The organism is Acetobacterium paludosum, assembly GCF_008086595.1.
Lineage (GTDB): Bacteria > Bacillota > Clostridia > Eubacteriales > Eubacteriaceae > Acetobacterium > Acetobacterium paludosum.
Genome location: NZ_RXYA01000015.1, coordinates 100,643 through 125,222 on the forward strand (window position 1 = coordinate 100,643; position 24,580 = coordinate 125,222).

The window sequence follows — 24,580 nt, forward strand, 5'->3', positions numbered from 1 at the left end:
AGAAAAAATGAGAAATTATGTATTGGACGCACACACCCATACCTTAGCCTGCGGACATGCTTACAACACAATATTGGAACTAATTGAAGCTGCCGCAAAAAAGAATTTGGAAATGATTTGTATCACCGAGCATGGACCAGCCCTTCCGGGAGCACCCACCCCGTTATTCTTTGCCAATTATCGAGTGATTCCCGGGAAATTGAATAATGTTAAACTGCTTAAAGGAATTGAGAGTAATATTATGGATGTTGATGGAAATACGGATATTCCGATGCCGTTTATTCAAAGATTGGAAATCATATCAGCGTCATTGCATACCCCCACTTTTAAGCCGAAAACAAAAAATGAAAATACCAGTGCGGTATTGGGAGCAATTGCCAATCCAAATGTAGATTTTATCTGTCATTTGGGAAATCCAACGTATGAACTGGATTATGAAGTAATTCTTCAGGATGCCAAAAAGCATAATACTCTGATTGAAATTAACAATGGTTCATTTTTTGTCAGAAAGGGTTCCAAACCAAACTGCGAATGGATTGCAAACCGCTGCAAAGAATTGGAGATTCCGGTGATACTGGGAACGGATACGCACTTTGCAACAGCTATTGGCGATTTCACCTTGGTGGATAAGTTACTTGATGCAGTTGATTTTCCCGATGAATTGATCATCAATCTGGAGACAAAACGTCTCATTGAATTTTTGGAAAACAAGGGTCGAACCCTCTTTGAAGAAAAGAGCGCCCAAGAATTGTTTTTGAAAAAAGATGAAACTGTGATAAAATAAAGATCAGGTCTTTTTTAATGCGTGCTGGCCTGGTGGGTTAGTCACATTGATGATTAATATAAAATAAACTTAAGTAGAAAAATAAAAAGAAATAAGGAGCAATATGTTAGATAAATTAGACTTTTTAGCAGGACAATATGCTGAATTAAATAAAAAGATCAGTGATCCCGAGGTGATTGCGGATCAGAACCAATGGCGAAAGCTGATGAAAGAGCAATCTCACATCGAACCAATCATTGAAAAATACAATGAATATTCAAAAACATTGACAGGCATTGAAGAGGCAAAGGAAATGTTGGCGGATAAAGATTCAAGCAAAGATTTCATGGAATTGGCGGAAGCTGAACTTGAAGAATTAACAGAAAAAAGCCTTCAACAGGAAGAAGAATTAAGAGTACTGCTACTGCCCAAGGATCCCAATGATGACAAAAATGTTATTGTTGAAATTCGAGCCGGAGCCGGCGGCAGCGAAGCCGCTTTATTTGCCGGAGATCTGTTTAGAATGTACACCCGATATGCGGAGCGACAAGGATGGAAAAGTGATATCTTGAGTTCAAGTATCCCGGACATCGGCGGCATTAAAGAAATTATTTTTCTATTAGAAGGTAAAGGGGCCTACAGTCGATTAAAGTATGAAAGCGGCGTTCATCGTGTCCAACGGATACCAACCACCGAATCAGGTGGACGAATTCATACGTCAACGGCCACGGTAGCAGTACTGCCGGAAGCAGAAGATGTTGAAATTGATATTAATGCCAATGATTTAAGAGTGGATGTTTACCGATCTTCCGGAAATGGGGGACAATGTGTCAACACGACCGATTCCGCCGTTCGGATCACGCATCTGCCGACGGGTATGGTGGTAACTTGCCAGGATGAGAAATCACAGTTAAAAAATAAAGAAAAAGCCTTGAAAGTTCTAAAAGCAAGGTTGTTGGAAATAGAAGAGCAAAAGCAGGCAAGCGAAATAGCAAAAGACCGGAAAAGTCAGGTCGGCACCGGCGATAGAAGTGAACGGATCAGAACCTATAACTTTCCTCAGGGACGGATTTCCGATCACCGAATTGGTGTGACGGTTTACCAACTGGAAGCATTTTTAGATGGGGACATCGATGAAATGATCAATGCCCTGGTCACAAGTGATCAGGCCGAGAAATTAAAGCAACATTCCTAAACCAAAATTGGCAGAAGTTAATGTAAATATTCCGTATTTTATTGACAATCCAAATTTTTAAAAGTAGAATGAACCATATGTGAAAATAAAAACAAATTCGATCTGAAGATCGAACTGACCTTGAGGAGGAGTAACAATGAAAAAAGTAGTAGTAGTTGATCAGGAAGCATGTGTAGCATGCTTGGCATGTACAATGGCTTGTTCAGAAGCATTTTACAAAGAACAAGTTCCAGAATTAGCGTGTATTCGGATTGAAAAAGAAGAGGGAAAACTAAAAACTTATGTATGTGTTCAATGTGGAAAATGTGCAGAAGTATGTGAAGCTGGCGCAATTACCGCAAACAAAAAAGGTGTTTACATGATCAACAAGAAATTATGTGTGAACTGTGGAAAATGTGTAGAAGCCTGTCCAAATGGTGTTATTGTTAAATCACCAGATAAAGAAGTGCCTTCAAAATGTATAGCCTGTGGAAAATGTGTTGAAGTATGTCCACAAAACGTTTTGGCAATAGAAGAAGCGTAAAAACAGAAAAGTGTTAAATAAAAAAAGGTTCCAATCGGAACCTTTTTTTTGTTTAGAAATCGATGCGTGTGGCAATGTAATGAACAACTTCATCAATGGGAACACGAACCTGATTCATGGTATCGCGGTCTCTTAAAGTTACGCATTGGTCATCCAGGGTGTCAAAATCGACAGTGACGCAGAATGGCGTTCCAATCTCATCCTGTCGGCGGTAGCGTTTTCCGATGCTGCCGGCTTCATCATATTCAATCATGAAATGTTTGGAAAGTATTTCAAAGATTTCCGTAGCTTTTTCACTTAATTTTTTAGAAAGCGGCAGTACCGCAGCTTTGTAGGCGGAAAGGAAGGGATGAATGCGCATAACATTTCGCTCTTCGGTTTTGTCGCCATTGGTAATTTCTTCTTTTTCCATGGCATTGCATAAAAAAGCCAGGAAAACACGATCGGCACCCAGGGAGGGCTCAATGCAATACGGAATGTATTTTTCATTGGTAACCGGGTTTGTATAGCGCATATCTTTGCCCGAGTGGGTCTGATGCTGAGTAAGGTCAAAGTCAGTACGATCAGCGATTCCCCAAAGCTCGCCCCAGCCAAATGGAAATCTAAATTCAACATCGGTTGTGGCATTGCTGTAGTGCGACAGTTCTTCTTTTTCATGATCTCTAAAGCGGATATTGTTATCTTTCATGCCTAAGTCAAACAACCATTTTTTACAGAATTCTTTCCAGAAATTAAACCATTCCATATCGGTGCCGGGTTCACAGAAAAACTCGAGTTCCATTTGCTCAAACTCACGGGTTCTAAAGATGAAATTCCCCGGAGTAATTTCATTCCTAAAAGACTTGCCGACCTGGGCGATACCAAAAGGTATCTTTTTACGGGCGGTTCTTTGAACATTTTTGAAGTTGACAAAAATACCTTGGGCTGTTTCCGGTCTTAAAAATATTTCGCTGGCGGTATCTTCATTGACCCCTTGAAAGGTTTTAAACATGAGATTGAATTGACGGATATCCGTATAATCCAGTTTCCCACACTCGGGACAGACGATCTTGTTTTCCCGGATAAAAGACATCATTTTTTCATTGGACCAGGCATCAACAATGACATCCTCACCTTTTTCAAAGAAGTAGTCAGCAATAAGCTTATCAGCACGGAAACGTGATTTGCAGGCTTTACAATCCACGAGGGGATCATTAAAACCGCCAACATGTCCGGAAGCGACCCAAGTTTTGGGATTCATCAGAATAGCAGCATCCAAACCGACATTATAAGGCGATTCCTGAACAAACTTTTTCCACCATGCTTTTTTTACATTATTTTTCATTTCAACGCCTAAAGGGCCGTAATCCCAACTGTTTGCAAGGCCATCGTATATTTCCGAACCCGGGAAAACAATTCCCCTCATTTTTGCGAGACTGACAATTTCAGCCATAGTAAATTCTGACATTTTTCCTCCTAAATTTTTAGCACTTCAAGCTAATTTAAAAAAAACTACAAGAAACTCGCAAAGCGTATTTCCCAGTAGTTTGCATTCACTTATAAACTAACTTGAAGAGTATCAAAAACGAAGGATTATGTCAAGCGCAAGTTGAAAAGCAAGTGACTTTAATAATATCTATTTGTCGATATAGTTCTGTACTTGTAAACACCGGTTATTTCTTTAATAAGTTCCGTAAAAGCCTTTTTTATATTGACAGAAAGGGACTTATCAAGTAGTATTAAAACAACATAATATTAGCATACTTATTGAAAAATAAGGACGCAAAACTATAGGGTCTAAATAATTTTTTATATGACAGCCAGTTGCCTGAAAAAGTGTGCCAGATCACTAATGCAACGAGTTAATCGTTGTTTTTTTGTTTAAGAAATTAAGCGTAGAATAGCAAGTGAAAATAGCTTAAAAATATTAGTCTATGGCAAAAGTAAACTGATTGCGGAAAGAAAAGAATGGGTGCTTTTGGGGAGATAATAAAAACATGTTTAATTATGTTTAAATGAGTTGCAACAGATTAAATGAGTTGCAATATATCAAGGGAATAATATATAATATAAATACATGAATATTTTTATGTGTTTATATTATGACAGTAATAAAAACCTGCAATTACTTATATCGAAATACATCAAGCTATACCGAAATATACCAAAATTCAATACTGATTATACCAGTCAAACCGACTGTTATATATTGGGGCAATCAAAAAATTGCTCCGGTTTTTTGCTGAATATCAACAAAAAACCGCAAAATACTTTAGGAAAGGAGGAAAGTAATGAATTTAGAGTTTCAGTCAACGAATAGTGGTTCAACAACTTATGGATTACACAGTGTGGCAACAAGTGTGAGTAACAGAAAATGCGAACAAAAAGGATCATACGAGAAGAGCACTTCTTTTAAGGATCAGCTGAACCAGTCAAGGAGTAATATAACGCAATCAACAATTAAAGATCGAAGTTCACAAAAGAAAGAGTCGCTTAAAGAATCAGAACCAACAGAAAATGCCGATCCTTCAACTAAAGCAGCTTTGTCAGGGACAGAAAATGATGTTAAAAATGCACCGGTTGCTGAAAATCCAGCAGACGATAAAAAACAGGCAACCAGCGATGAATCGGTTATTGGAAATGACTTGCTCAATTTGGTTCAAAGTTTTCAAAACGGCCTTGCGACAGCAAAAATCAATGTTGATACAGAAAATACCGGGATACAAATCGGAACGGCGAACAACACCGGCCAGGTAGAAAGCTTGAACCAGAGCGCAACATCAACGGCAACCAGTCAATTGGGTAATGTTTTAGGACCGGCCAGCATTCAGAGCTTGGAAGCGCAAGGGTTGCAAGGTAATGGTACACCGCTTGTCAGTTTAAAAGAAGCTGCGGGACAGAATCAGGGAATTTTAACAGCGGGTACAGCCGAGAATGCACAAAGCGTGCAACCGGCGGGTTCAACAGTGGCAACTCAGGGTGTGCAACAAGCTGGGTTAACAGCACAAACCCAAGGCGTGCAACAAGCTGGTTTAACAGCGCAAACCCAAGGCGTGCAACAAGCTGGTTTAACGGCCAAAACCCAGAGCGGGCAAGAAGTTGGTTTAACAGCGCAAACCCAGAGCGGGCAGCAAGTTGGTCTTAATGGACAGGAGCAGAAAATTCCGACAGCAAGTGTAGAGACAACAACCTCAAATAGCTCAGATAATGCCAAAGAATCTCCAGGATTACAGGAAAAGGCAACCCCAGAGTCTGGGTTGGGTACGCAAAAAGAATTGGCTGCGCAACAGAATGTTGCAAAAGATGAGAAAGATGTGAATAGTTCAGAAAATAATGTTCAGGTTGGCACTTTAGGGGGTATAACCGTAAGCAAGGAACCCCAGGTTCAGCCCAGCGCACATGTGGAAGTGTCCCAGCAGATTGAACAAAAAGTTCTGCAAAATTATGAGGTAAACAAACCAGTCACCTTCACAATGACATTATCGCCGAAAAATTTAGGAGATATTGATGTTCAAATGAAGTATGATCAGGGTAAACTCGTCATTAATATCATGGCGGCGAGTACCGAAACACAAAAATTATTGGGAAAAGAAGTTAATCAATTAGTAAGAAGCTTAGCGCTTCAGAATGTTCAAGTTGATACCGTTCATGTTGTTAATCAGACGGCTCAAAGCAGCAGTCAGAATTCCGCATCCCTGATGAATATGGGAACAAATCTTTCGCAGGAACAAAATCAGGCCCAGCTTAAAGAAAGCTTGATCAGAAACAACAGCAGCAGCTTAAAAAATCTTCAACCGGAAAGTGAAGAAGATACCGTTGTTAGTATTAATCAACAGTTTCAAAACTATGGCAGCAATAGAATTAATTATTTGATATAAGGAGGAAAAACAAATGGCAATTGATGCAGTAAGTGCTTCTGCAAGCACCGCTTCAACAACAAGTACATCAAAGAACAGTACTTTATCGATGAATGACTTTTTACAGTTAATGGTGGCACAACTTAAAAATCAGGACATGAACAATGCCGCTGACACTTCGCAATTTTCGAGTCAGATGGCTCAGTATTCAATGGTTCAGGCATTATCCGATCTAAGTAAGCAATCAACCACATCCTACAGTGTCGGTTTAATCGGAAAAGAAGTGTGTCTTAAAACTACTGAAAATGGGACAACAAATTATATTACCGGTACAGTTCAGGGTGTAAATCTGCAAAGTGGAGATGCTCAAATTGTTGTTGGCGGTGTTACCTATCCAGCAACCAGTATTGTAGAAGTAGCCCAAGCAGCAGCAACAACACCAGCAACAACACCAGCAACAAAATAGAATAAAAGCCTTTTGAGAACTGAGGTGATGAAATGGCTGATAGTATAAACGGAAATTACTACCGCTTGAATGATGCGATTATTCGGCAAACGGAAAGAATAACGGGAACAGAGCAAAAAAAAACAACCAATGGCACAGGAAAAACGGATGATAGTTTTCAACAGTTGCTGGAGCAGCAGATTAACAGTACCGTCACATTTTCAAAGCATGCCAATATCAGAAAAGAGCAAAGAAATATTGAAGTTTCTGACAGTGATTTGGAAAAACTAGGCAGTGCCTGTGATCAAGCCCAGAAAAAAGGGATTGACAACGCGTTGATTATGATGGGTGATTCAGCATTTATCGTTAATGCAGCAGATAAACACGTCATAACGGTAATGGATAAAAATGAAATGAAAAATAAATTAGTCAATGATATTGACGGTGCCGTATTTATATAGTTGGCCCTCTACGAGGAAACTAAAAAGCTTTGAATGACAGATAAGCTTAAAGCGGTACAGAGAAAGGAATCAAAATGATAAGATCTTTATATTCGGGGGTCTCAGGGTTGCAAGCCCACCAAACTAAATTAAATGTAATCGGTAATAATATTGCAAATGTAAATACCTACGGCTTCAAATCAAGCCGCGTTGTCTTCAGCGATGTGCTGTACCAGAATTTATCCAATGCAAATGCTGCCAGTTCCACATCAGGCGGTACCAATGCCAGTCAGCTGGGGTATGGTTCAAAGGTTGGTAGCATTGATGTGAACAATTCCATCGCTTCAGGAGCGGACACTGGAAGGTCTCTGGATGTTTATATCAATGGTGAGGGTTATCTGGCGGTACAAGGTGCTGGTGGAACGACAAAATATACGCGAGTGGGTAATCTGAAGTTTGATGCGGCAGGTAATCTAACGGATGCCAACGGAGGCAAGATTTTGGGTATTCCCACGGATGCTTCCGGAAATCCGATATTAAATGCAGACGGAACACTGCCGGTGAGTGATTTAAAGACTATAAATGTTGATCCGGCGATACTTGAAAAATGCACGGGCGTCGCGATTGGTAAATCCGGAGAAATCACCGGGACACAGGCAGGCGCTCCGGAGTTTACAAAAGCCAGCGGTTTTGGTTGGCTTACCAGTGTCGATGTGCCAGCAACATCCAATTACACTGGAGATGTTAAAGTAGCAATTGGAAAAACTGTTTTCACTAAATCGGATTCTACTCCCGGAAGTGAGAATGTTGATGTCAATATTGCAGCAGATATTGGTGCTGGGGATTTAGCACTAACGAGTACAAACGGTGTTTATACTTTAAAAGGTTCAAATACTGCCGGTACTGCCTTTAGTGTAACTGGAAAATTAACGGGAACGACATTAACCTTTGATACGAACAACGATGGAACAGCTGATGTGACGATTGCAAATGCTGCAACTAATTTTCCAACAGCTGCAGATGATTATACACTTGGATCGGTAGCAACCGATACTACAGTCATTCGTGCGACCGTTACTAACCAAGGCGGAGAGACTAAAACATTTGATGTTGCCTGGGATAGTGCGACCACAGACACCAGTTCAAAGCTTACTATTGGGACCGGTACTGATGCAATAACGTTAACTGTTGATTCAGCAGGTCTTCTAACGGCTTATAACGCCGGGTTGTCAACTTCAAAAATCGGTACCATTGAAGCTGGAAGTAGTGTTCCGAAAAGCTTAGGCTATATTGCGATTGCAAAATTTGCAAATACCGATGGATTAAGTCAGGATGGCAATGGCTACTCCATACAATCAGAAAACTCTGGAAACGCAGTGGCATCAATAGCAGGGACAAACGAGACTGGAAAGATTATCTCCTCTGAGTTGGAAAGTTCAAACGTCGATTTGTCAAAAGAGTTTACCGAAATGATTATTGCTCAACGTGGTTTTCAGGCGTGTTCACGTGTCATAACCGTATCGGATACCATTCTAGAAGAGCTAATCAATCTTAAACGATAAAAATTAGAAACGAGATTCCGCCCGAAGGAGTTTTCTTCTTCGGGTAGAATTTGTTTTATACTACAATTAAGGTGGAAGTATGATAGAATTAACTAAGCTAAATAAACAACGCAATGGTGAAAAATTTTTTCTCAATTGTGATTTAATCGAAACGATTGAAGAAAAACCGGATACAACCATAAAACTGGTTAATGGAAAAAATTATGTCGTATCAGACAGCGCGGCCCAGGTTATTTCAAAAATTATTTCATTCAAAAGAGGCCTTTATAATCGATATAACTAAAAAAGATTTGAGAGAAAGAATTGAGACCATGGAAAGCGCAATGATACTTAAATAAGACTCATAAATCATGGTTTGGAATTAGAAGACAATATTAGGAGAAACAATTATGGCAGAAATTCTTTCACAAAGTCAAATTGATAGCCTTTTAAGCAGTTTAATCAGTGGAAAAGATGAAGCGGATACGCAGGTGATACCTGAAAAAAAGGTTAAAGATTATGACTTTAGAAGACCCAAGCTATTTACTAGAGAGCAGCTTAAGCATCTGTTTAGTATTTATGAAAATTATGCAAGGCTGGTGTCTTCACATATTACCGGAATTCTGCAAACCTACAGCCTGGTGGAGATCATCGAAGTTGAAGAACAGCAATTCTATGAATTTAACAATGCTCTTCCCGACTCGGTCCTGATGGGATTGATTGATTTTGATATTAAAGACAGCGATGATGAAGAAGATTTGGTTATTATGGATATATCAAAAGAAATTGGCTTCTGCTGTTTTGACAGATTACTGGGGGGACCGGGGAAACCTCTAAGAGAAGACCGAGAATATACCGAGATTGAAATAGGTGTCCTGGAGTATTTAGTGAAGGGAATGATCAACCTGATGAAAAATGTCTGGTTTGATTATTTGGAAATATCGCCCCGTTTAATGAAAATCGAAACAAATTCGAGAATCTTACAGGGAATCAGTGCCGATGAAAATGTCGTGATTATTGTAATGAGTATAAAAGTAAATGAAACTCAGGGAAAAATAAATATTTGTATTCCGGCAACAACATTAGACATGCTGTTTAAAAAGAAGGTATCGCAAACAAAAAAGAATATCAAAAGAGGCGACCATCTGGCCGAAGAGCAGAGAAGATTAAATATTATCAATGAAATCAGACAAACAGATTTGGAAATTAAAGGGGTTTTAGGAGAAACTGAGGTATTATCTCAGGATATCTTTGAATTGGAAGTTGGGGATATTATCAAGCTTAATAAACCGCTAAACGCTCTGGTCGATGTCGTGGTTAATGATGAAGTCTGGTTTAAAGGTGAAATGGGCGAATATAAGAACAAAAAAGCTATTGCAATAAAAGAAGAGCTGACTGAGAGAGGAAGTGAACCAATCTGATGACGGAAACAGAAACGAATACGGAAAAGTTGACAAGCATGGAAATTGATGTCATAGGAGAGGTGATGAATATCAGTATGGGAACAGCGGCTACGGCCATGTCCACCATTCTGAATACAAAAGTAAATATTACAACCCCAAAAATTGAGACAATCGGCGTTGATGAGTTTGAATTTACGCAATTAGAACCGGTGATTGGCGTATTAATCAATTACGTTGAAGGAATTGAAGGCGCTAACGTGCTGCTGTTAAAAGAAGCAGACATGAAAAAAATCCTTTCGCAGTTATTTGATATGGAGAGCAGCGACGACATTGAATTTGACGAAATCAGTAAAAGTGCCATCGGGGAAATCATGAACCAAATGATGGGTGCAGCTGCTGGTGCCCTTGCTTCATTTTTAGGAAGAGTTGTTAATATTTCACCACCGGTTCTTTTAGATACCACCAATAATAAGAGCATCAAAGAACTCTTTTCATTAAAAGGTGAAAACCTCGTCAGTATAAATTTCCATTTGAGTATTGATGGACTGGTTGAAAGCGAGTTTATCAGTGCGATGGAACCCGCTCTGGCGCGAGAAATTGTGGAAATGTCGATGGGGGCTTCTGGGATCGATGATGAAGAAGAAGTGCCGGTAGTACCGGAAGAAGTACCGCCACAGCCAAGCCCAGTTCAACCGGAACCGGTAAGGCCGGAGGTCCAGTACGAAGCGCCATCACCGCCGCGGCAACAGGCACCGCCGTCAACCCGGGTTGTCAAGAATGAACAGGCCGAGGTGAATTCCTATGTTAGTCAGCAACAACCGGTTCAGGTTACGGCCTATGAATATAAACCCCTTGGAGAAGAACAAAAGGGAGAGACGATTACCGGCAACAATTTAGATTTGCTGATGTCGGTACCGATTCAAATCACTGTTGAATTGGGAAAAACAAGAAAGAAAATAAAAGATATCGCCGATCTAACTCTGGGAAATATTATCGAATTGGATCGACAGGCGGGGGATCAGGTTGATGTGATCGCTAACGGTCGGTTGATTGCCAAAGGAGACGTTGTTGTTGTAGACGATAATTACAGTGTGAAAATCACTGAAATAATAAAGGTAAAAGAAGAAATGAATCAAAAAAAATAACCAGGATATGAAATGGATAAAAGGAGAAAAAAATGGACAAAATATTAATAGTCGATGATGCCGCGTTTATGCGTATGATGATCAAAGATAGCCTTAAAAAAGGAGGCTACTCGAATTTTATTGAAGCTGAAAACGGGGAAGTGGCCCTTGCCGAGTACAAAGAGAATCATCCGGACTTGGTGCTGCTTGATATCACCATGCCGGTAATGGATGGCATCCAGGCCCTTCAGGCCATAAAAGCTTTGGAACCACAAGCAAAAATTATTATGTGTTCAGCTATGGGACAAGAAGGAATGGTGGTTGAAGCCATTAAAAGCGGAGCATTGGACTTTATTGTCAAGCCATTTAAAGCAGATCGATTAATTCAAACAGTTAACAGTGCGCTTGGGAAATAAAAGAAAGAAGGTCCAAAGTTGAGCAGCAGCGATATCTTTTCTGTAGTTTTGGCACTTTTAGGAACTATCGGCGTGATTGTTTTAACCTATTACGGCAGCCGGTGGTATGCCACCCGGTTTGCTAAAACACATGGATCTCTGACCGGTGCAAAGCATATAAAAGTGGTTGACAGACTGATCGTTGGTAAAACGGGATCGATTGTAATTATTGAAGTTCAGGGAATTCAGTATATGGTTGGCGTCAGTGAACAAAACGTTCAGATTTTGACACAGCTTGAAGAACCGATTGTCGTCCCACAAAAACAAGAAATATCAAAAGAAAGCTTTTTGAGCATGTTTAAAACATTTTCTCAAAAGGAAAAATAGCATGAATATAAGAAAAAAAACAATTTACAAAGGAAAAGCGCTTATCAAAAAAGCCCTAGTCATAATGCCGGTCATCACCTTTTTGTTTTTTCTTACCATGACAAAAGTGTATTGTGCAGATTTTTCGATTGAAAGTCTTTTAGCTGGAGAAAGCTCGGATACGGTAAAAATTATTGTATTAATGACGCTGATCGCCATTATTCCAACGCTTTTACTCATGATGACCTGTTTTGGACGAATTGTCATTGTCCTTTCGTTTCTAAGAAATGCCTTAGGTTTGCAGCAAACGCCGCCGAATCAGGTTCTGGTTGGTTTGGCGTTGGCCATTACTTTCTTTGTAATGTCTCCGGTAATGATGAAAATTAATGAGGTGGCACTGCAGCCCTATAATGCTGGAACCATCAATACGACGCAGTTTATTGATCTGGCTTCATCCCCGATAAAAGAATGGATGTTAAAACAGACGACAACAGATTCTGTTGATTTGTTTAAAAATCTATCGGTTCAGGCAGGTCAAACAGAGGTGGAAAACCTAACCGCCCAGAATTTGCCCTTGACCATTGTTGTTCCATCTTTTGTAATCAGTGAGCTTAAAAGAGCCTTCATTATTGGCTTTTTAATTTACATCCCATTCTTACTCATCGACATGATCGTCGCCAGCGTTCTGATGTCCATGGGGATGATTATGCTTCCACCGGTTATGATTTCATTACCCTTTAAACTGATGTTATTTGTGGTGGTGGATGGCTGGGGTCTGATCGTTAAAACGTTGATTATGACATATCACTAAGAAAGGAGAATCAGATTGGATACATCAGCTTTAATTGAGGTTTTTAGAGATGCCGTTATTACCGGATTAAAAGTAGCCGCCCCGATTCTTTTACTGACAATGGCAGTGGGGCTTATTATCGCAATCTTTCAGGCAGCAACCTCCATCAACGAACAAACCATGACCTTTGTTCCTAAATTAGCTATTGTGGCAATAGCACTTGTTTTGTGTGGCGGATGGATGCTTCAGCAAATGATGGATTTTACGATGCGAATATTTGAATTAATTGCCACACAGATTTAAAAGACAATAAAAATGGGTGATGCTAGTGACGTTTGATATGAATCAGTATTTGATATTTCTGTTAGCCAGTTGCAGGGCCGCTGGAGTAATCTTTTTTAATCCGATTTTTGGCAGAAGCAGTGTTCCAACTACACTAAAAATAGGTTTATCTTTGGTTATCGCCATGTTCTCGGTTTATAGTATTGGAAGTACTCAAGTCATCGACTATACAATTATCGAGTTTGTAGGGGCAATGCTTCAAGGCTTCGTTATCGGCTTTGTTATCGGCTTGATCATGCAATCATTTCTCTCCATTTTCCAAATCAGCGGAGAATTGATCGATATGCAAATCGGGTTGAGCATGGCATCCATGTATGACCCCGCTTCAAAGGCCAATATTACAGCAACAGGAAATATGTTCGGGGCAATGTATGTTTTGCTTTTTTTTGTTTCTAACTGTCACCTGGCGCTGATAAATGTTGTTATCAAGTCCTATCAGGTAATTCCCGTGGGTTTTGGATATATCGACCAGCGTGTTGGAATTTTTTTTGTAGAACTCATCAGTTATATTTTTTTATATGCTTTACAGGTTGCCATACCGATCATCGTAACCGAGCTTATCGCCGAATTTGCCGTGGGAGTGATGATGCGACTGGTACCGAACATCAGTGTGTTTGTTATTAACCTGCAACTTAAAATAATCATTGGATTGATCGTAATTCTCACAATTATACCGACTCTGGCAGGCTTTATGACTAAAATAAACATGATTATGATGGAAAAAATCACGCAAATGCTTTCGTTTTTCATGTAATCGAACGAATTATCGGAGAAAAAAATGGCTGGAGAAAAAACTGAAAAAGCAACCCCGAAAAAGGTAAAAGATGAGCGCAAGAAAGGAAACGCCTTTCAAAGCAAGGATGTCGTCTCGGTTGTCATCCTGTTTGTGGGATTTTTCCTAACCAGTCAATTGGTGCCTTTTATTTATTTGCAAGTTAAAAATTTTTTTTTCGCCCAGATGGATAAGATCGCTGATACCGAGACCTTGACGGTTATATCCTGCAATCAAATGTTTCGGGAAGTGGCGAAAGCTTTTTTTATATCGGCACTGCCCATCATGTTGATTATCGGCTTTTGTATGATTATTATGGTTGGCGCACAAACGGGTTTTTTGGTTTCAGGGGAACTGCTAAAACCAAAATTTAATAAAATTAATCCTTTTACCGGGATAAAACGATTGTTTTCATTGAGATCGCTGGTTGAATTGGCTAAATCCATCATGAAAGTAACCTTGATTTTAGTCGCTATTTACACCACGATAAAAAGTTTAATTCCGCTGGCACCAGATATGATGACCACGGAATTAGCTGAAAATGCAGCATTTTTGATGAATGAAACGATGTCGATGGTTAAAACAATCTGTATGATTTTTGTTGTTGTCGCGATTCTTGATTTTGCCTATCAAAAATATGATTATAATAAAAAGCTTAAAATGGAAAAGCAGGAAATTAAAGATGAATATAAACAGACCGAAGGCGATCCTCGTATAAAAGGTCAAAGAAGAAATAAACAGCGGGAAATGAGTATGAATCGGATGATGGCAGCGGTGCCCGAAGCCGATGTTATTGTCAGAAACCCAACGCATTATGCAGTTGCCTTGAAATATGATATGGATAAGGATGTAGCGCCTATTATTATAGCAAAAGGAAAAGACCATATTGCCTTTCGAATTATTGAAATTGGAGAAAAAAACAGGGTTCCAATTCAAGAAAACCGACCTTTGGCAAGAGGCTTATATGAAATAGCAGAAATCAATGACTATGTACCGGCAGAGCTCTATAAAGCCGTAGCAGAACTAATGGCATGGGTCTACAGCAATAAAAAGAAGGAAAAATAATCTCATGAAAATTATTGAAAATATTGTAGCTCTATTTGTAGTAATGGTAATCGCATTTATCATCATACCATTACCGCCATTCTTTCTTGATTTTATGTTTATCACTAATATTTCTTTATCTTTGATTATTTTGCTGACGACCATGTACATTAAAGGACCTTTGGAATTTTCAATATTCCCGTCGATGCTGCTGATCACGACCCTGCTGAGACTGGCATTAAACATCTCTTCCACCCGTCTTATTTTATCAAACGGCGGACAGGCAGGTCAGGTTATTGCCACCTTCGGGAGTTTTGTTCTCGGCGGAAATCCAATTGTTGGTTTTATCGTATTTATTATTATTATCATTGTTCAATTTATTGTTATCACCAAAGGTGCTGAGCGAATTGCTGAAGTATCAGCGCGGTTTACATTAGATGCGATGCCGGGAAAGCAGATGTCCATAGATGCCGATTTAAATTCCGGGTCCATAACCGATGCAGAAGCTAAACAGCGAAGAAAAGATATCCAGGGTGAAGCGGAATTCTATGGCGCAATGGATGGGGCAACCAAATTGGTTAAAGGCGATGCCGTTGCTTCGATTATTATTGCCGTTGTTAATCTTATCGCCGGAAGCATTATTGGGATGGTTCAAGGCGGCATGTCGATTACCGAAGTTCTGTCCGTTTATTCCATCGCAACGGTTGGGGATGGTCTGGTAAGTCAGGTGCCGGCACTGATGATTTCAGTGGCGACGGCAATGGTTGTTACCAGAGCCGCTTCAGAAAGCAACCTTAATGAGGATCTGAAAAGACAGTTATTGTCTCAACCCAAGGTTTTAATTATTGCCGCATGTGCCATTGCGTCACTGTCATTGATACCGGGAACACCGAAATTTCAAATTCTATTGTTGGCAGTCATCCTCGGTGGATTGGGTATTACTCTGATTAGAAAAGCGAATGTCAAGGTAGAGGTGGAAGAAGTCGATCAAATGACGCAACTGGCAGAACAGGAAACCAGTGAAGTTGATTTCTACCGCAATATTGATAATGTCTATAATATTATCGGCGTTGAACCGATTGAAATGGAATTCGGCTATTCGCTGCTGCCAATGGTAGCGGAGGAAAGCTCTGGTAATTTTATCGATCGCATTGTTATTTTCAGAAAACAGTTTGCCATGGATATGGGCGTTGTTATCCCAACCGTAAGGCTTCGAGACAACGGTCTCATTAACCCGAATCAATATATCATCAAGATAAAAGGGGAAGAAATTGCCAAAGGAGAAGTATTGGTAGGATACTTTCTGGCCCTGGATCCGGGGAACAACAGTGAACCGATCGACGGAATCGAAACCATTGAACCGGCTTATGGGATTAAGGGGAAATGGGTTACCGAAGATCAAAAAGAAATGGCAGAGGTGTTCGGCTATACCGTTATTGATGCCCTTTCAGTCATTATTACCCACATGACGGAAGTGATTAAACAACATATGCATGAGCTGTTAAGCCGGCAGGATATCAACACCTTGCTGGAAAATATTTCAAAAACAAATCCTGCGATAGTCGATGATGTGATTCCAAACATCGTCTCCATTGCCGATTTTCAAAAGATATTGGTTAATCTTCTCCGTGAAGGCATTCCCATCAGAGATTTAGAGAGTATCTTAGAAACACTGGGTGATCATGGAACCACCATTAAAGACACCGATATGCTCACCGAATATGTGAGACAAAGGCTAAAGCGAACCATTACCAGAAAATACACCGACGGCAACAGCATCAAGGTCATTGCGTTGGATCAGGAAATTGAAAATATTATTCTAAATTCAGCCAAGAAAAACGAACATGGCACCTACCTGGCAATCGATCCCCAGGTTGTCCAATCGATTGTCGAAAAAGTGACAGAACAAATTGAAAAACTCAAGGAGATCGTTGATCATGCGATTATTCTCACATCACCGATTGTGCGGATCTATTTCAAACGGTTAATTGAACAGTTCATGGCAGATTTAACCGTGCTTTCCTTTAACGAAATTGATACGACGATTCAAATTCAGGTGATTGGGATGATTAAGCTGGAAAATTAAGTTACTGGAATCCTTTAGAAATTAAGGAGTGTCAAAATGAATCAGGCAGAAGAGAATAATATAGATCAATGGCAATTGTATCAAGAAACCAAAAGTACAGAAGTCAGAAATGAGATTGTCCTGCAATATACTGGTCTGGTAAAAAAAAATGTTTTGCGATTTAGGGGCAGTTACAACAATTTTGGCCAGATGGATGATATGGTTAATCAGGGGATGATTGCACTGATTGATGCGGTCGAAAAATTTAATCCGCAAATGGGCAATAAATTTGAAACGTTTGCGACGTTGAAAATCAGAGGTGCGATTATTGACTTTATGCGCAAGCAGGATTGGGTTCCGCGAAGTCAGCGCAGTCTTTCAAAAGTTTTAGAAGAAACCTATGGCGTGCTGTATGTAGAACTTGAACGAGAGCCGACGGATAAAGAAATTTCAGAAAGAATGGGCATATCAGAAGTAAATTTGCAAAAGATACTCCAGCAAAGGCATAATTCAATTGTCCTGTCTTATGAAGAAGCGATAAATGAAAAAATGATGGAAGTCTCCCCGCTGATTACCGAAGAAAGAGCGGATGATTCACCAGAATCAAACATTTTATTTAATGAACTCAAGTCAAAATTGGCGGAAGCCATCGATCAATTGAAAGAAAAAGAAAGATTGGTGGTATCGCTGTACTATTATGAAAATTTAAAATTAAAAGAAATTGCCGAAGTACTGGGAGTCACCGAATCCCGAGTATCGCAAATCCATTCCCAGGCAATGATAAAAATGAAAAATAGATTAAAAAACTATTAATAATATGAGAAAAGAGGTAAAATAAATGGATAGAGGATCTTATTCAGCTGCCGCCGGTATGCTCTCAGGACAAAAAGCCATCAATGTCATGTCCAATAATGTGGCCAATATCAGTACCGCCGGTTATAAAAGCCAATCCACGATTCAATCGAGTTTTGGTGACTATCTTGTCTCAAGAATGAGCAAGGATCCCGATATTGCAAAAGCTAACATTGGAACAGGAACGTACATCACGGTTGATGCTGGTCAATTTACGGATTTAACTCAGGGCAGTTTTGAAGAAACTGGAAGAAGTGTCGATGCGGCCATTCAAGGCCAGGGGTTTTTTGTTGTTCAAAACGATACCTATGGCCAGGTGCTGACGAGAAACGGACAATTTGAACTGGACCAGACGGGAAACCTGACACTTCCGGGGGTTGGAAATGTTTTAAACAGCGCCGGACAGCCGATCAATTTAAAGGGCAGTGATTTCACCATTGGTTCGGATGGGACCATTACGCAAAACGGCGTAGCGAGCGGAAAATTATATATTGCCACCGTGACCAATGGAACAGACCTTAACCAGGTTGGCGAAGGCTATTTTCAGAGCCAGAATGGTTTTCAGGCAGCTCAAAATGGAACCTACAGTGTTGTCCAGGGGTCCATTGAAAAATCCAACGTTGATATGACAAAAGAGATGAGTGAGATCATCTCAAGACAAAATCATTTTACCTCCTGTACCCAGATGCTGAAAATATTCGATTCAATCGCGGAGATAGCTGCGAACAAAGTGGGAAAACTTGGTTAAGCACAAAATAATCATTTAGATAAAGAAGGGAAATTACCGATATGATCAGAGGCTTTTATACAGCAAGTTCCGGTTTAATCAGCCAGCAAAATTACCTTAATAACATTGCCAATAATATTGCCAATATCAGCACAACTGCTTTCAAACCCCAGGTAACAGCGTTTTCATCCTTATTGTATGAAAATATCGATGGTGGGTCAGGCACGAACATCAGCACCGGACATGGTGCAAAAGTTGAGAAAAATGGAATTGATTTCGCCGAAAGCGGTCAAGAAAAAACGGATCAGCCATTAGATTGTGCGATTGATGGAAACGGCTTTTTCGCTGTTCAAAACAAGAGTACAAATGCGGTTACCTATACCAGAGATGGGGCCTTTAGTGTCAGTGTTGAGGGTGATCAGAAATATCTTGTCAATGCAGAAGGAAATTATGTATTAGGGAAAGATAATAAACCCATTAATATGACTAATGGATTTGATGCTAATTCAATTGGACTTTTTAGCTTTTCCAATCCTTACGGTTTGCAGTTAATGGGAAGCAATCAATATACGGCAACAACTGTATCCGGACAGGCGACTGCCGACAGCCAAAGCACGATTAAAACCGGTTATTTAGAATCTTCCGGAACCGATTTGGCAGGAGAAATGACAAAAATGATTGAAGCTTCCAAATCTTTTTCTTTCAACTCGAAAATACTTCAAGCAACAGATGAGATAGAAAAAGTCGTTAATCAACTAAGATAACATGGAATGAGATTCAATTTATAATGAAATACACTTAAATAAAGTCAAGTGGAGACGGACGATGAATGAAGAGAAGGATTTAAAAGAAGATCATGAAAGGGTAATAAAAATCATCGTAAGCGATGATCAAATGACTGCTTTCATCAAATTTTCAAAACCGGCGGAGGAATCACCAGCTTTCTCAAAAGAACAATTACTTGATCTTCTAAAGCAAAATAGAATTGAATTTGGGATTAATGAAATAGCCCTAGCCCAGTTAGTCAATCGCCCAATTTACAATATTAAGATAAAAGTGGCTGAAGGAAAAGCAGTCGTTGACGGAAAAGATGGCAGTGTTGAGTATTTTGTAAAAAAAGATTCGGAATATCATCCTGAATATAACGAAGATCAAGAGAAGAAAATTGACTACAAAAATTTAAACTACTTTCAGATGGTGGAGAAAAATCAAATACTGTGTGAAATAACAAAAGAAGAAGCAGGTACCGACGGGATCAACGTCTATGGAGAAGTTATATCGGCAAAAAATGGCAGAGGTCCAGCGGTTCCAACCGGAAAAAATACCGAGTTAAGCGAAGACGATACTAAATTAATCGCAACCTGTGATGGAATTGTAAAGTTTATCGGTAATACCATTCATATTAACGAGATGCTGCATATCTTATCAAATGTCGATTTTTCAACAGGAAACATCTCTTTTTCAGGGGATGTGACCGTTGATGGCGATGTATGCAGCGGCTTTTCAGTACAATCAGGAGGAAATCTGATTGTAAAAGGTGTGGTCGAAGAAGCCAAAATAGAAGTTGCGGGAAATGTGTTGATATCCAAAGGTATTTATGGGGGTCGTTCAGGTCAAATCAAAATCGGCAAAGATCTGCGCTGCAATTATATCGAAAAGGCTCATATCAGCGTTGGGGGAGATATAACGGTCGATTTCATTATTGACGGTCAAATAACCTGTATGGGAAATATTGAACTGGCCGGATCCCGGGAAATCATTATTGGCGGAGAAATACAATTAATCGGTGAACTGACCGCAAAAGAAATTGGCAATGAAAGAGAACTGCCGACCATTATTCGGATTCTGGGAGAAAATACCGTCAACACGGATGTGATTGAGAATTTAAATAAGAAGATGGCAGAAAAAAAACTTCAAATGAAAGCCACCTTTGAGAAAAAAACGCAAGTAAAATCGTTGATATTGGATCAGGAAAGAAAAGATATTAGAAAAAACAGTCAGGACGATGATGCGCTAAAACAGTTGACGGTCATAAAAAAAGAAATTGATAAACAGATTAATGCGTTACAAAATAATATTAATGAAATAAAGGCGGAAATAGAAAAAGAAGAAAAACAGGGGCACATTGACTATTTCGGTTCGGTGTCGGTTAAAAGAAAACTCCACCGCGGCGTGAAAATTTGTTTTGGCGAGAGTGTATTCCAACATGAATTGGATAATCTGGAGCACTGTAAAATTTACTGGAGTGACGATCAAATCATCAATGGGATGCTGTAGCTTTCATTGCATGATAATTAGGAGAAAAGAGGTGCGGATTTGTTTAATAATTATGAGGAACTGAGCGATATGCAAATTGACGTGTTACGAGAAATTGGCAATATCGGAGCCGGGAATGCGGCTACAGCCTTAGCAACTATTTTAGATGAAAAAGTGGATATGAATGTTCCGAGTGTCAGAATTACGGGGTTTGATGAAGCGGTTCAGGCATTAGGCGGTGCGGAAACCATGACGGTGGCGGTGCTGGTGAATTTCAGCGGCGATGGCAACGGCATGATTATGTTTTTGCTGAACATAAAGGATGCCAAAAGCATCATGGATATTTTAGTGGGTGAAGACGACAGTGAAGATCTCAGTGAAATGAAGATATCCGGGATTAAAGAGATTGGAAATATCTTGAGTTCATCTTATGTTAACGCCATTTCAGCATTAACGGGGCTAAACATACAAGTGTCAGTTCCCTTTATAGCTATTGATATGGTTGGCGCATTAATGAGTGTCCCGATAATTGAATTTGGGGCAATTGGTGATAAATTAATGTTTATAGAAGAAAATTTTAAAGGTGAAACCAATGATTTAAAAAGCAATATGATTATGTTTGCCGAAATCAACACATTAAAAATTATTATGCAAAAACTAGGATTGGAAATATGAGTCAATTAATCGTTGTTGGAATATCGGATTATAAATTCACAAAAGGCCCGGAAGTCATTGTCACCTATGCATTGGGGTCTTGTGTTGGAGTTTGTTTATATGACAAAGTTACAAAAATTGGCGGGCTTTCACATATCATGCTGCCGGACAGTACCAATTTTTCCGCCAAAGATATAAATCGCAAAAAATTTGCCGATACGGCCCTCGTTGATTTGGTCCAAGAATTGAAAAACGCCGGGGTCAGAAACAATCGCATTGTCGCAAAAATTGCTGGGGGCGCCCAAATGTTTGCCGTTCAGCCCGGCAGCAAGCTTGGCGCAATCGGGGAAAGAAATATTGACTGTGTGAAAAAAGCATTAAGTCAATTAAGAATCCCGATCCTTGCTGAAGATACCGGATTGAATTTTGGAAGAACCCAGTATTTTGATTTGGAAACAGGTATTATGAAAATACAATCGCTCAATAGAAGAATAGAGGAATTTTAATTAAATCACGCGCTATATTTTAACCGGTGAGCATTTTGTGTTCAGCGGTTTTTGTTAAAATGATGACGGAATTAGAAATTTATTAAGCAATAGATGCTAAGATAATCAGAAAACATGTTATAATTTAAATGAAAAGATCAAGAGTTGATTGAAAATGTCGATTTAAGTAACAAGAATATTAATTTAATCACCTTTATAAAGTGAAAACAGGGAAATGAAAAAATAAAATTCTATCTAAAAGGAGAAATAAAATGGCGGAGAATAGTTTAGAAAAAGACTACCTGGAAGAAGATACCCAGCATGGCAGATATTTGACTTTTTCGTTAGAGGAGGAAGTATTCGGGATTGAGATTAAATACGTGACTGAAATCATTGGTATGCAATCAATCACCAAGGTGCCGGAGGTGCCGCCTCATATTAAAGGGATCATCAATTTACGAGGGAAAATCATCCCGGTTATTGATGTCCGCCTGCAGTTTGGAAAAGAACCAGTGGATTATAATGATCGAACCTGTATCATTGTCATCGATATTGATGCGGTCTCCGTTGGCTTAATTGTCGACAATGTTGAAGAAGTCCTGAATATTGACGACGAAGCGATTTCCCCACCGCCATCGAACAAGACCGGCTTTGAAAATCGCTTTATGAAAGGGATTGGAAAGGCGGGCGGAAAAGTTCAATTGCTGCTTGACTGTGAAAGACTGTTAAAAAGCGATGAAATGGAAATAGTGGAAGAGCTGTTTGAAGAAAAATAGAAAGAGGATCTGAGATGAGACTTAAACAAAAAATTAAAGTGTTGATCGTTGACGATTCACTATTATTTCGAGAAACATTATCCAGAGAAATATCAAAAGACCCGGATGTGGAAGTGGTTGGAACAGCAACCGACCCTTACATGGCCAGGGACATGATCATAAAACTAAAACCGGATGTTGTCACCTTAGATGTGGAAATGCCTAAAATGAATGGCATTGAATTTCTAAAAAAACTGATGCCTCAATACCCGTTGCCGGTTATTGTCGTGAGCTCAGTTTCCAAAAACATCCTGGATGCTTTAGATGCCGGAGCCGTAGAATTTGTCACAAAACCTAATTTTAGCCGGACCGGAGGGATGAATTCTTTTGTTAATGAGCTCATTGTCAAAATCAAAATTGCTTCCACCGCGAAGGTCGGCAATCTGAAAAAAGATTATGCCCCAATCAAGGCGATTGCCAATAGTGGTGTCAATACAATGAATATGATCATCGCGATTGGCGCCTCTACCGGAGGTACCGATGCAATTTATGCGGTGGTATCGAGATTGCCCCGAGATATGCCGCCGATCGTAATTGTTCAGCATATGCCGCCGGTGTTCACCAAACTTTATGCGGATCGGCTTAATAATACGTGTGAACTGGAAGTAAAAGAAGCCGAAGATGGGGATGTTTTAAAACCCGGACGGGTTTTAATTGCCCCCGGGAGTTATCAGATGCGTATAGTAAAAAGGGGAACCGGCTATATTGTGAAATGCACCCAGGAAGAAAAAGTCAGCGGTCACTGTCCTTCGGTGGATGTTCTTTTTAGTTCAGTTGCCGAAGCAGCGGGAAAACAGTCAATTGGAGTCATTCTAACCGGAATGGGGAAAGATGGCGCCGAGGGCTTGTTAAAAATGAAAAAAAAGGGCGCCTATACCATTGGTCAGGATGAAAAAACATCCATTGTTTACGGAATGCCCATGGTTGCCTATAATATCGGCGGGGTAGAAAAACAATTGCCATTGGAAAAGATATCCGACGAAATTGTCCGCGTATTATCAAAATAATAATATCCCACAAACGCAAATACCGCAAAAACGTTGACGGGCGGGTAATACCCGCCCCTACGCATCCGGCAAACCCCCACAACCGGCGGGCGATCCGCCAATGGTATCACACCCCCTGTAGGGGCGATTATCAATCGCCTGCAAACGCAAATACCCCAACAAACGTTGACGGGCGGGTAATACCCGCCCCTATGCATTCGGCAAACCCCCACAACCGGCGGGCGATCCGCCAATGGTGTCACACCCCCCGTAGGGGCGATTCTCAATCGCCCGCACATCCACAAACTTTTTTTATATCTTTTTCTAAAGTTTTTTATTATAATGACGATATGTATAACAGAAGATAAAAATGACTTTATAAATAAAAGAATGAAGAATTTAAAAATAAAGGTTTAAATGAGTAAGAGGAGGTTTAGCCATGAAAATAGGATTAGCAAATAATAACACCACTGTTCAATCAAAGATTGGACAAGAGGTAACAACAGAGTCGACACGTAAAGTTGACGCTCAAGAAAGCAAAAAAAGCATCGCAAAAAGTAAAACCGACAGCACTGAAATTTCAAGCAATCATAATACATCTTTTGAAGACAGTCGTCTTAATGTCGCAAAGTCTTCTATTTTGTATGATGTCACCGTAAAAGAGTCGAATCGATTGAGTGAATTAAAGGAAGCTGTAAATAACGGAACCTACAATGTCTCAGCTGATTCGATTGCAGCAGCAATTTTAAAAAAATAGTAAA

General features: G+C 39.8%; 27 protein-coding genes and 1 riboswitch. Of the genes, 26 read left to right on the plus strand and 1 reads right to left on the minus strand.

What is annotated here, in order from left to right; all coding sequences use genetic code 11:
- Positions 1–7 precede the first annotated feature (7 nt).
- The 3 genes from FZC41_RS14755 (at position 8) to FZC41_RS14765 (ending at position 2,481) form a co-directional block, all read left to right on the plus strand.
- The gene (locus FZC41_RS14755; RefSeq protein ID WP_148568210.1) at positions 8–784 is read left to right on the plus strand and encodes a phosphatase; all 777 of its coding nucleotides are present in this window, start codon (positions 8–10) and stop codon (positions 782–784) included.
- Positions 785–887: 103 nt separating this feature from the next.
- Complete coding sequence (gene prfA, locus FZC41_RS14760) at positions 888–1,958, plus strand: peptide chain release factor 1 (RefSeq protein ID WP_148568211.1); 1,071 nt, start codon at positions 888–890, stop codon at positions 1,956–1,958.
- 136 nt (positions 1,959–2,094) lie between these two features.
- Positions 2,095–2,481, plus strand: a complete 387-nt coding sequence (locus tag FZC41_RS14765) for a 4Fe-4S binding protein (protein WP_148568212.1) — start codon at positions 2,095–2,097, stop codon at positions 2,479–2,481.
- A gap of 52 nt (positions 2,482–2,533) precedes the next feature.
- Here FZC41_RS14765 and FZC41_RS14770 read toward each other — a convergent pair whose 3' ends face one another.
- Positions 2,534–3,928 carry a glycine--tRNA ligase gene (locus FZC41_RS14770; RefSeq protein ID WP_148568213.1) on the minus strand — a complete coding sequence of 465 codons (1,395 nt, stop codon included), beginning with the start codon at positions 3,926–3,928 and terminating at the stop codon, positions 2,534–2,536.
- 279 nt (positions 3,929–4,207) lie between these two features.
- Positions 4,208–4,292: riboswitch (cyclic di-GMP riboswitch) on the plus strand.
- 459 nt (positions 4,293–4,751) lie between these two features.
- Between FZC41_RS14770 and FZC41_RS14775 the strand changes: the two genes are divergently transcribed.
- The 23 genes from FZC41_RS14775 to FZC41_RS14885 all read left to right on the plus strand — a co-directional run bounded on the left by FZC41_RS14775 (position 4,752) and on the right by FZC41_RS14885 (position 24,576).
- A complete protein-coding gene (locus FZC41_RS14775) occupies positions 4,752–6,338 on the plus strand; it encodes a flagellar hook-length control protein FliK (protein WP_148568214.1) in 1,587 nt (528 codons plus the stop codon).
- A gap of 13 nt (positions 6,339–6,351) precedes the next feature.
- Positions 6,352–6,783, plus strand: coding sequence for a flagellar hook capping FlgD N-terminal domain-containing protein (locus FZC41_RS14780; protein ID WP_148568215.1), 432 nt, complete (start codon positions 6,352–6,354; stop codon positions 6,781–6,783).
- Positions 6,784–6,815: 32 nt separating this feature from the next.
- Positions 6,816–7,223, plus strand: coding sequence for a TIGR02530 family flagellar biosynthesis protein (locus FZC41_RS14785; RefSeq protein ID WP_148568216.1), 408 nt, complete (start codon positions 6,816–6,818; stop codon positions 7,221–7,223).
- 74 nt (positions 7,224–7,297) lie between these two features.
- Entirely contained in the window at positions 7,298–8,764 is a 1,467-nt protein-coding gene (locus FZC41_RS14790; protein ID WP_148568217.1) for a flagellar hook-basal body complex protein, read from the plus strand.
- 79 nt (positions 8,765–8,843) lie between these two features.
- The gene (locus FZC41_RS14795; protein ID WP_148568218.1) at positions 8,844–9,047 is read left to right on the plus strand and encodes a flagellar FlbD family protein; all 204 of its coding nucleotides are present in this window, start codon (positions 8,844–8,846) and stop codon (positions 9,045–9,047) included.
- A 106-nt stretch (positions 9,048–9,153) separates the two neighbouring features.
- Entirely contained in the window at positions 9,154–10,164 is a 1,011-nt protein-coding gene (locus tag FZC41_RS14800; RefSeq protein WP_148568219.1) for a flagellar motor switch protein FliM, read from the plus strand.
- A complete protein-coding gene (gene fliY / locus FZC41_RS14805) occupies positions 10,164–11,291 on the plus strand; it encodes a flagellar motor switch phosphatase FliY (RefSeq protein WP_148568220.1) in 1,128 nt (375 codons plus the stop codon). The genes FZC41_RS14800 and fliY overlap by 1 nt, the downstream gene beginning before the upstream one ends.
- 32 nt (positions 11,292–11,323) lie before the next feature.
- A complete protein-coding gene (locus tag FZC41_RS14810; protein WP_148568221.1) occupies positions 11,324–11,686 on the plus strand; it encodes a response regulator in 363 nt (120 codons plus the stop codon).
- Between the two features lie 18 nt (positions 11,687–11,704).
- The gene (locus FZC41_RS14815; RefSeq protein WP_148568222.1) at positions 11,705–12,052 is read left to right on the plus strand and encodes a FliO/MopB family protein; all 348 of its coding nucleotides are present in this window, start codon (positions 11,705–11,707) and stop codon (positions 12,050–12,052) included.
- 1 nt (position 12,053) lies between these two features.
- Positions 12,054–12,842: a flagellar type III secretion system pore protein FliP gene (gene fliP, locus FZC41_RS14820; RefSeq protein WP_243136733.1), complete on the plus strand. Its 789-nt coding sequence runs from the start codon at positions 12,054–12,056 to the stop codon at positions 12,840–12,842.
- A gap of 15 nt (positions 12,843–12,857) precedes the next feature.
- Positions 12,858–13,124, plus strand: coding sequence for a flagellar biosynthesis protein FliQ (gene fliQ, locus FZC41_RS14825; protein ID WP_148568223.1), 267 nt, complete (start codon positions 12,858–12,860; stop codon positions 13,122–13,124).
- A gap of 37 nt (positions 13,125–13,161) precedes the next feature.
- On the plus strand, positions 13,162–13,917 hold the full coding sequence (fliR, locus tag FZC41_RS14830; RefSeq protein WP_170254003.1) for a flagellar biosynthetic protein FliR: 756 nt from the start codon (positions 13,162–13,164) through the stop codon (positions 13,915–13,917).
- Between the two features lie 24 nt (positions 13,918–13,941).
- A complete protein-coding gene (gene flhB / locus FZC41_RS14835) occupies positions 13,942–15,000 on the plus strand; it encodes a flagellar biosynthesis protein FlhB (protein ID WP_148568225.1) in 1,059 nt (352 codons plus the stop codon).
- A gap of 4 nt (positions 15,001–15,004) precedes the next feature.
- On the plus strand, positions 15,005–17,065 hold the full coding sequence (gene flhA / locus FZC41_RS14840; protein WP_148568226.1) for a flagellar biosynthesis protein FlhA: 2,061 nt from the start codon (positions 15,005–15,007) through the stop codon (positions 17,063–17,065).
- A 36-nt stretch (positions 17,066–17,101) separates the two neighbouring features.
- On the plus strand, positions 17,102–17,857 hold the full coding sequence (locus tag FZC41_RS14845; RefSeq protein ID WP_148568227.1) for a sigma-70 family RNA polymerase sigma factor: 756 nt from the start codon (positions 17,102–17,104) through the stop codon (positions 17,855–17,857).
- Between the two features lie 25 nt (positions 17,858–17,882).
- Positions 17,883–18,644, plus strand: coding sequence for a flagellar hook-basal body protein (locus FZC41_RS14850; RefSeq protein ID WP_148568228.1), 762 nt, complete (start codon positions 17,883–17,885; stop codon positions 18,642–18,644).
- A gap of 41 nt (positions 18,645–18,685) precedes the next feature.
- Positions 18,686–19,387 carry a flagellar hook-basal body protein gene (locus FZC41_RS14855; protein ID WP_148568229.1) on the plus strand — a complete coding sequence of 234 codons (702 nt, stop codon included), beginning with the start codon at positions 18,686–18,688 and terminating at the stop codon, positions 19,385–19,387.
- A gap of 61 nt (positions 19,388–19,448) precedes the next feature.
- Entirely contained in the window at positions 19,449–20,900 is a 1,452-nt protein-coding gene (locus FZC41_RS14860) for a DUF342 domain-containing protein (protein WP_148568230.1), read from the plus strand.
- Positions 20,901–20,939: 39 nt separating this feature from the next.
- Positions 20,940–21,554, plus strand: coding sequence for a chemotaxis protein CheC (locus FZC41_RS14865; protein ID WP_148568231.1), 615 nt, complete (start codon positions 20,940–20,942; stop codon positions 21,552–21,554).
- Positions 21,551–22,039, plus strand: a complete 489-nt coding sequence (locus FZC41_RS14870) for a chemotaxis protein CheD (RefSeq protein ID WP_148568232.1) — start codon at positions 21,551–21,553, stop codon at positions 22,037–22,039. Before FZC41_RS14865 ends, FZC41_RS14870 begins: the two co-directional genes overlap by 4 nt.
- A gap of 251 nt (positions 22,040–22,290) precedes the next feature.
- Positions 22,291–22,794, plus strand: a complete 504-nt coding sequence (locus FZC41_RS14875; RefSeq protein ID WP_148568233.1) for a chemotaxis protein CheW — start codon at positions 22,291–22,293, stop codon at positions 22,792–22,794.
- 14 nt (positions 22,795–22,808) lie between these two features.
- Entirely contained in the window at positions 22,809–23,840 is a 1,032-nt protein-coding gene (locus FZC41_RS14880; RefSeq protein ID WP_148568234.1) for a protein-glutamate methylesterase/protein-glutamine glutaminase, read from the plus strand.
- Positions 23,841–24,258: 418 nt separating this feature from the next.
- Positions 24,259–24,576: a flagellar biosynthesis anti-sigma factor FlgM gene (locus FZC41_RS14885; protein ID WP_148568235.1), complete on the plus strand. Its 318-nt coding sequence runs from the start codon at positions 24,259–24,261 to the stop codon at positions 24,574–24,576.
- Positions 24,577–24,580 lie beyond the last annotated feature (4 nt).

Coding starts and splice junctions, on each gene's coding strand:
- flhB (WP_148568225.1), top strand. CDS start 13,942: ATGGCTGGAGAAAAAACTGAAAAAGCAACCCCGAAAAAGGTAAAAGAT.
- fliR (WP_170254003.1), top strand. CDS start 13,162: ATGAATCAGTATTTGATATTTCTGTTAGCCAGTTGCAGGGCCGCTGGA.
- FZC41_RS14755 (WP_148568210.1), top strand. CDS start 8: ATGAGAAATTATGTATTGGACGCACACACCCATACCTTAGCCTGCGGA.
- FZC41_RS14845 (WP_148568227.1), top strand. CDS start 17,102: ATGAATCAGGCAGAAGAGAATAATATAGATCAATGGCAATTGTATCAA.
- FZC41_RS14770 (WP_148568213.1), bottom strand. CDS start 3,928: ATGTCAGAATTTACTATGGCTGAAATTGTCAGTCTCGCAAAAATGAGG.
- FZC41_RS14870 (WP_148568232.1), top strand. CDS start 21,551: ATGAGTCAATTAATCGTTGTTGGAATATCGGATTATAAATTCACAAAA.
- fliY (WP_148568220.1), top strand. CDS start 10,164: ATGACGGAAACAGAAACGAATACGGAAAAGTTGACAAGCATGGAAATT.
- FZC41_RS14800 (WP_148568219.1), top strand. CDS start 9,154: ATGGCAGAAATTCTTTCACAAAGTCAAATTGATAGCCTTTTAAGCAGT.
- prfA (WP_148568211.1), top strand. CDS start 888: ATGTTAGATAAATTAGACTTTTTAGCAGGACAATATGCTGAATTAAAT.
- FZC41_RS14880 (WP_148568234.1), top strand. CDS start 22,809: ATGAGACTTAAACAAAAAATTAAAGTGTTGATCGTTGACGATTCACTA.
- FZC41_RS14775 (WP_148568214.1), top strand. CDS start 4,752: ATGAATTTAGAGTTTCAGTCAACGAATAGTGGTTCAACAACTTATGGA.
- FZC41_RS14855 (WP_148568229.1), top strand. CDS start 18,686: ATGATCAGAGGCTTTTATACAGCAAGTTCCGGTTTAATCAGCCAGCAA.
- FZC41_RS14885 (WP_148568235.1), top strand. CDS start 24,259: ATGAAAATAGGATTAGCAAATAATAACACCACTGTTCAATCAAAGATT.
- FZC41_RS14780 (WP_148568215.1), top strand. CDS start 6,352: ATGGCAATTGATGCAGTAAGTGCTTCTGCAAGCACCGCTTCAACAACA.
- FZC41_RS14810 (WP_148568221.1), top strand. CDS start 11,324: ATGGACAAAATATTAATAGTCGATGATGCCGCGTTTATGCGTATGATG.
- FZC41_RS14875 (WP_148568233.1), top strand. CDS start 22,291: ATGGCGGAGAATAGTTTAGAAAAAGACTACCTGGAAGAAGATACCCAG.
- flhA (WP_148568226.1), top strand. CDS start 15,005: ATGAAAATTATTGAAAATATTGTAGCTCTATTTGTAGTAATGGTAATC.
- fliP (WP_243136733.1), top strand. CDS start 12,054: ATGAATATAAGAAAAAAAACAATTTACAAAGGAAAAGCGCTTATCAAA.
- FZC41_RS14790 (WP_148568217.1), top strand. CDS start 7,298: ATGATAAGATCTTTATATTCGGGGGTCTCAGGGTTGCAAGCCCACCAA.
- FZC41_RS14850 (WP_148568228.1), top strand. CDS start 17,883: ATGGATAGAGGATCTTATTCAGCTGCCGCCGGTATGCTCTCAGGACAA.
- FZC41_RS14860 (WP_148568230.1), top strand. CDS start 19,449: ATGAATGAAGAGAAGGATTTAAAAGAAGATCATGAAAGGGTAATAAAA.
- FZC41_RS14765 (WP_148568212.1), top strand. CDS start 2,095: ATGAAAAAAGTAGTAGTAGTTGATCAGGAAGCATGTGTAGCATGCTTG.
- FZC41_RS14785 (WP_148568216.1), top strand. CDS start 6,816: ATGGCTGATAGTATAAACGGAAATTACTACCGCTTGAATGATGCGATT.
- FZC41_RS14795 (WP_148568218.1), top strand. CDS start 8,844: ATGATAGAATTAACTAAGCTAAATAAACAACGCAATGGTGAAAAATTT.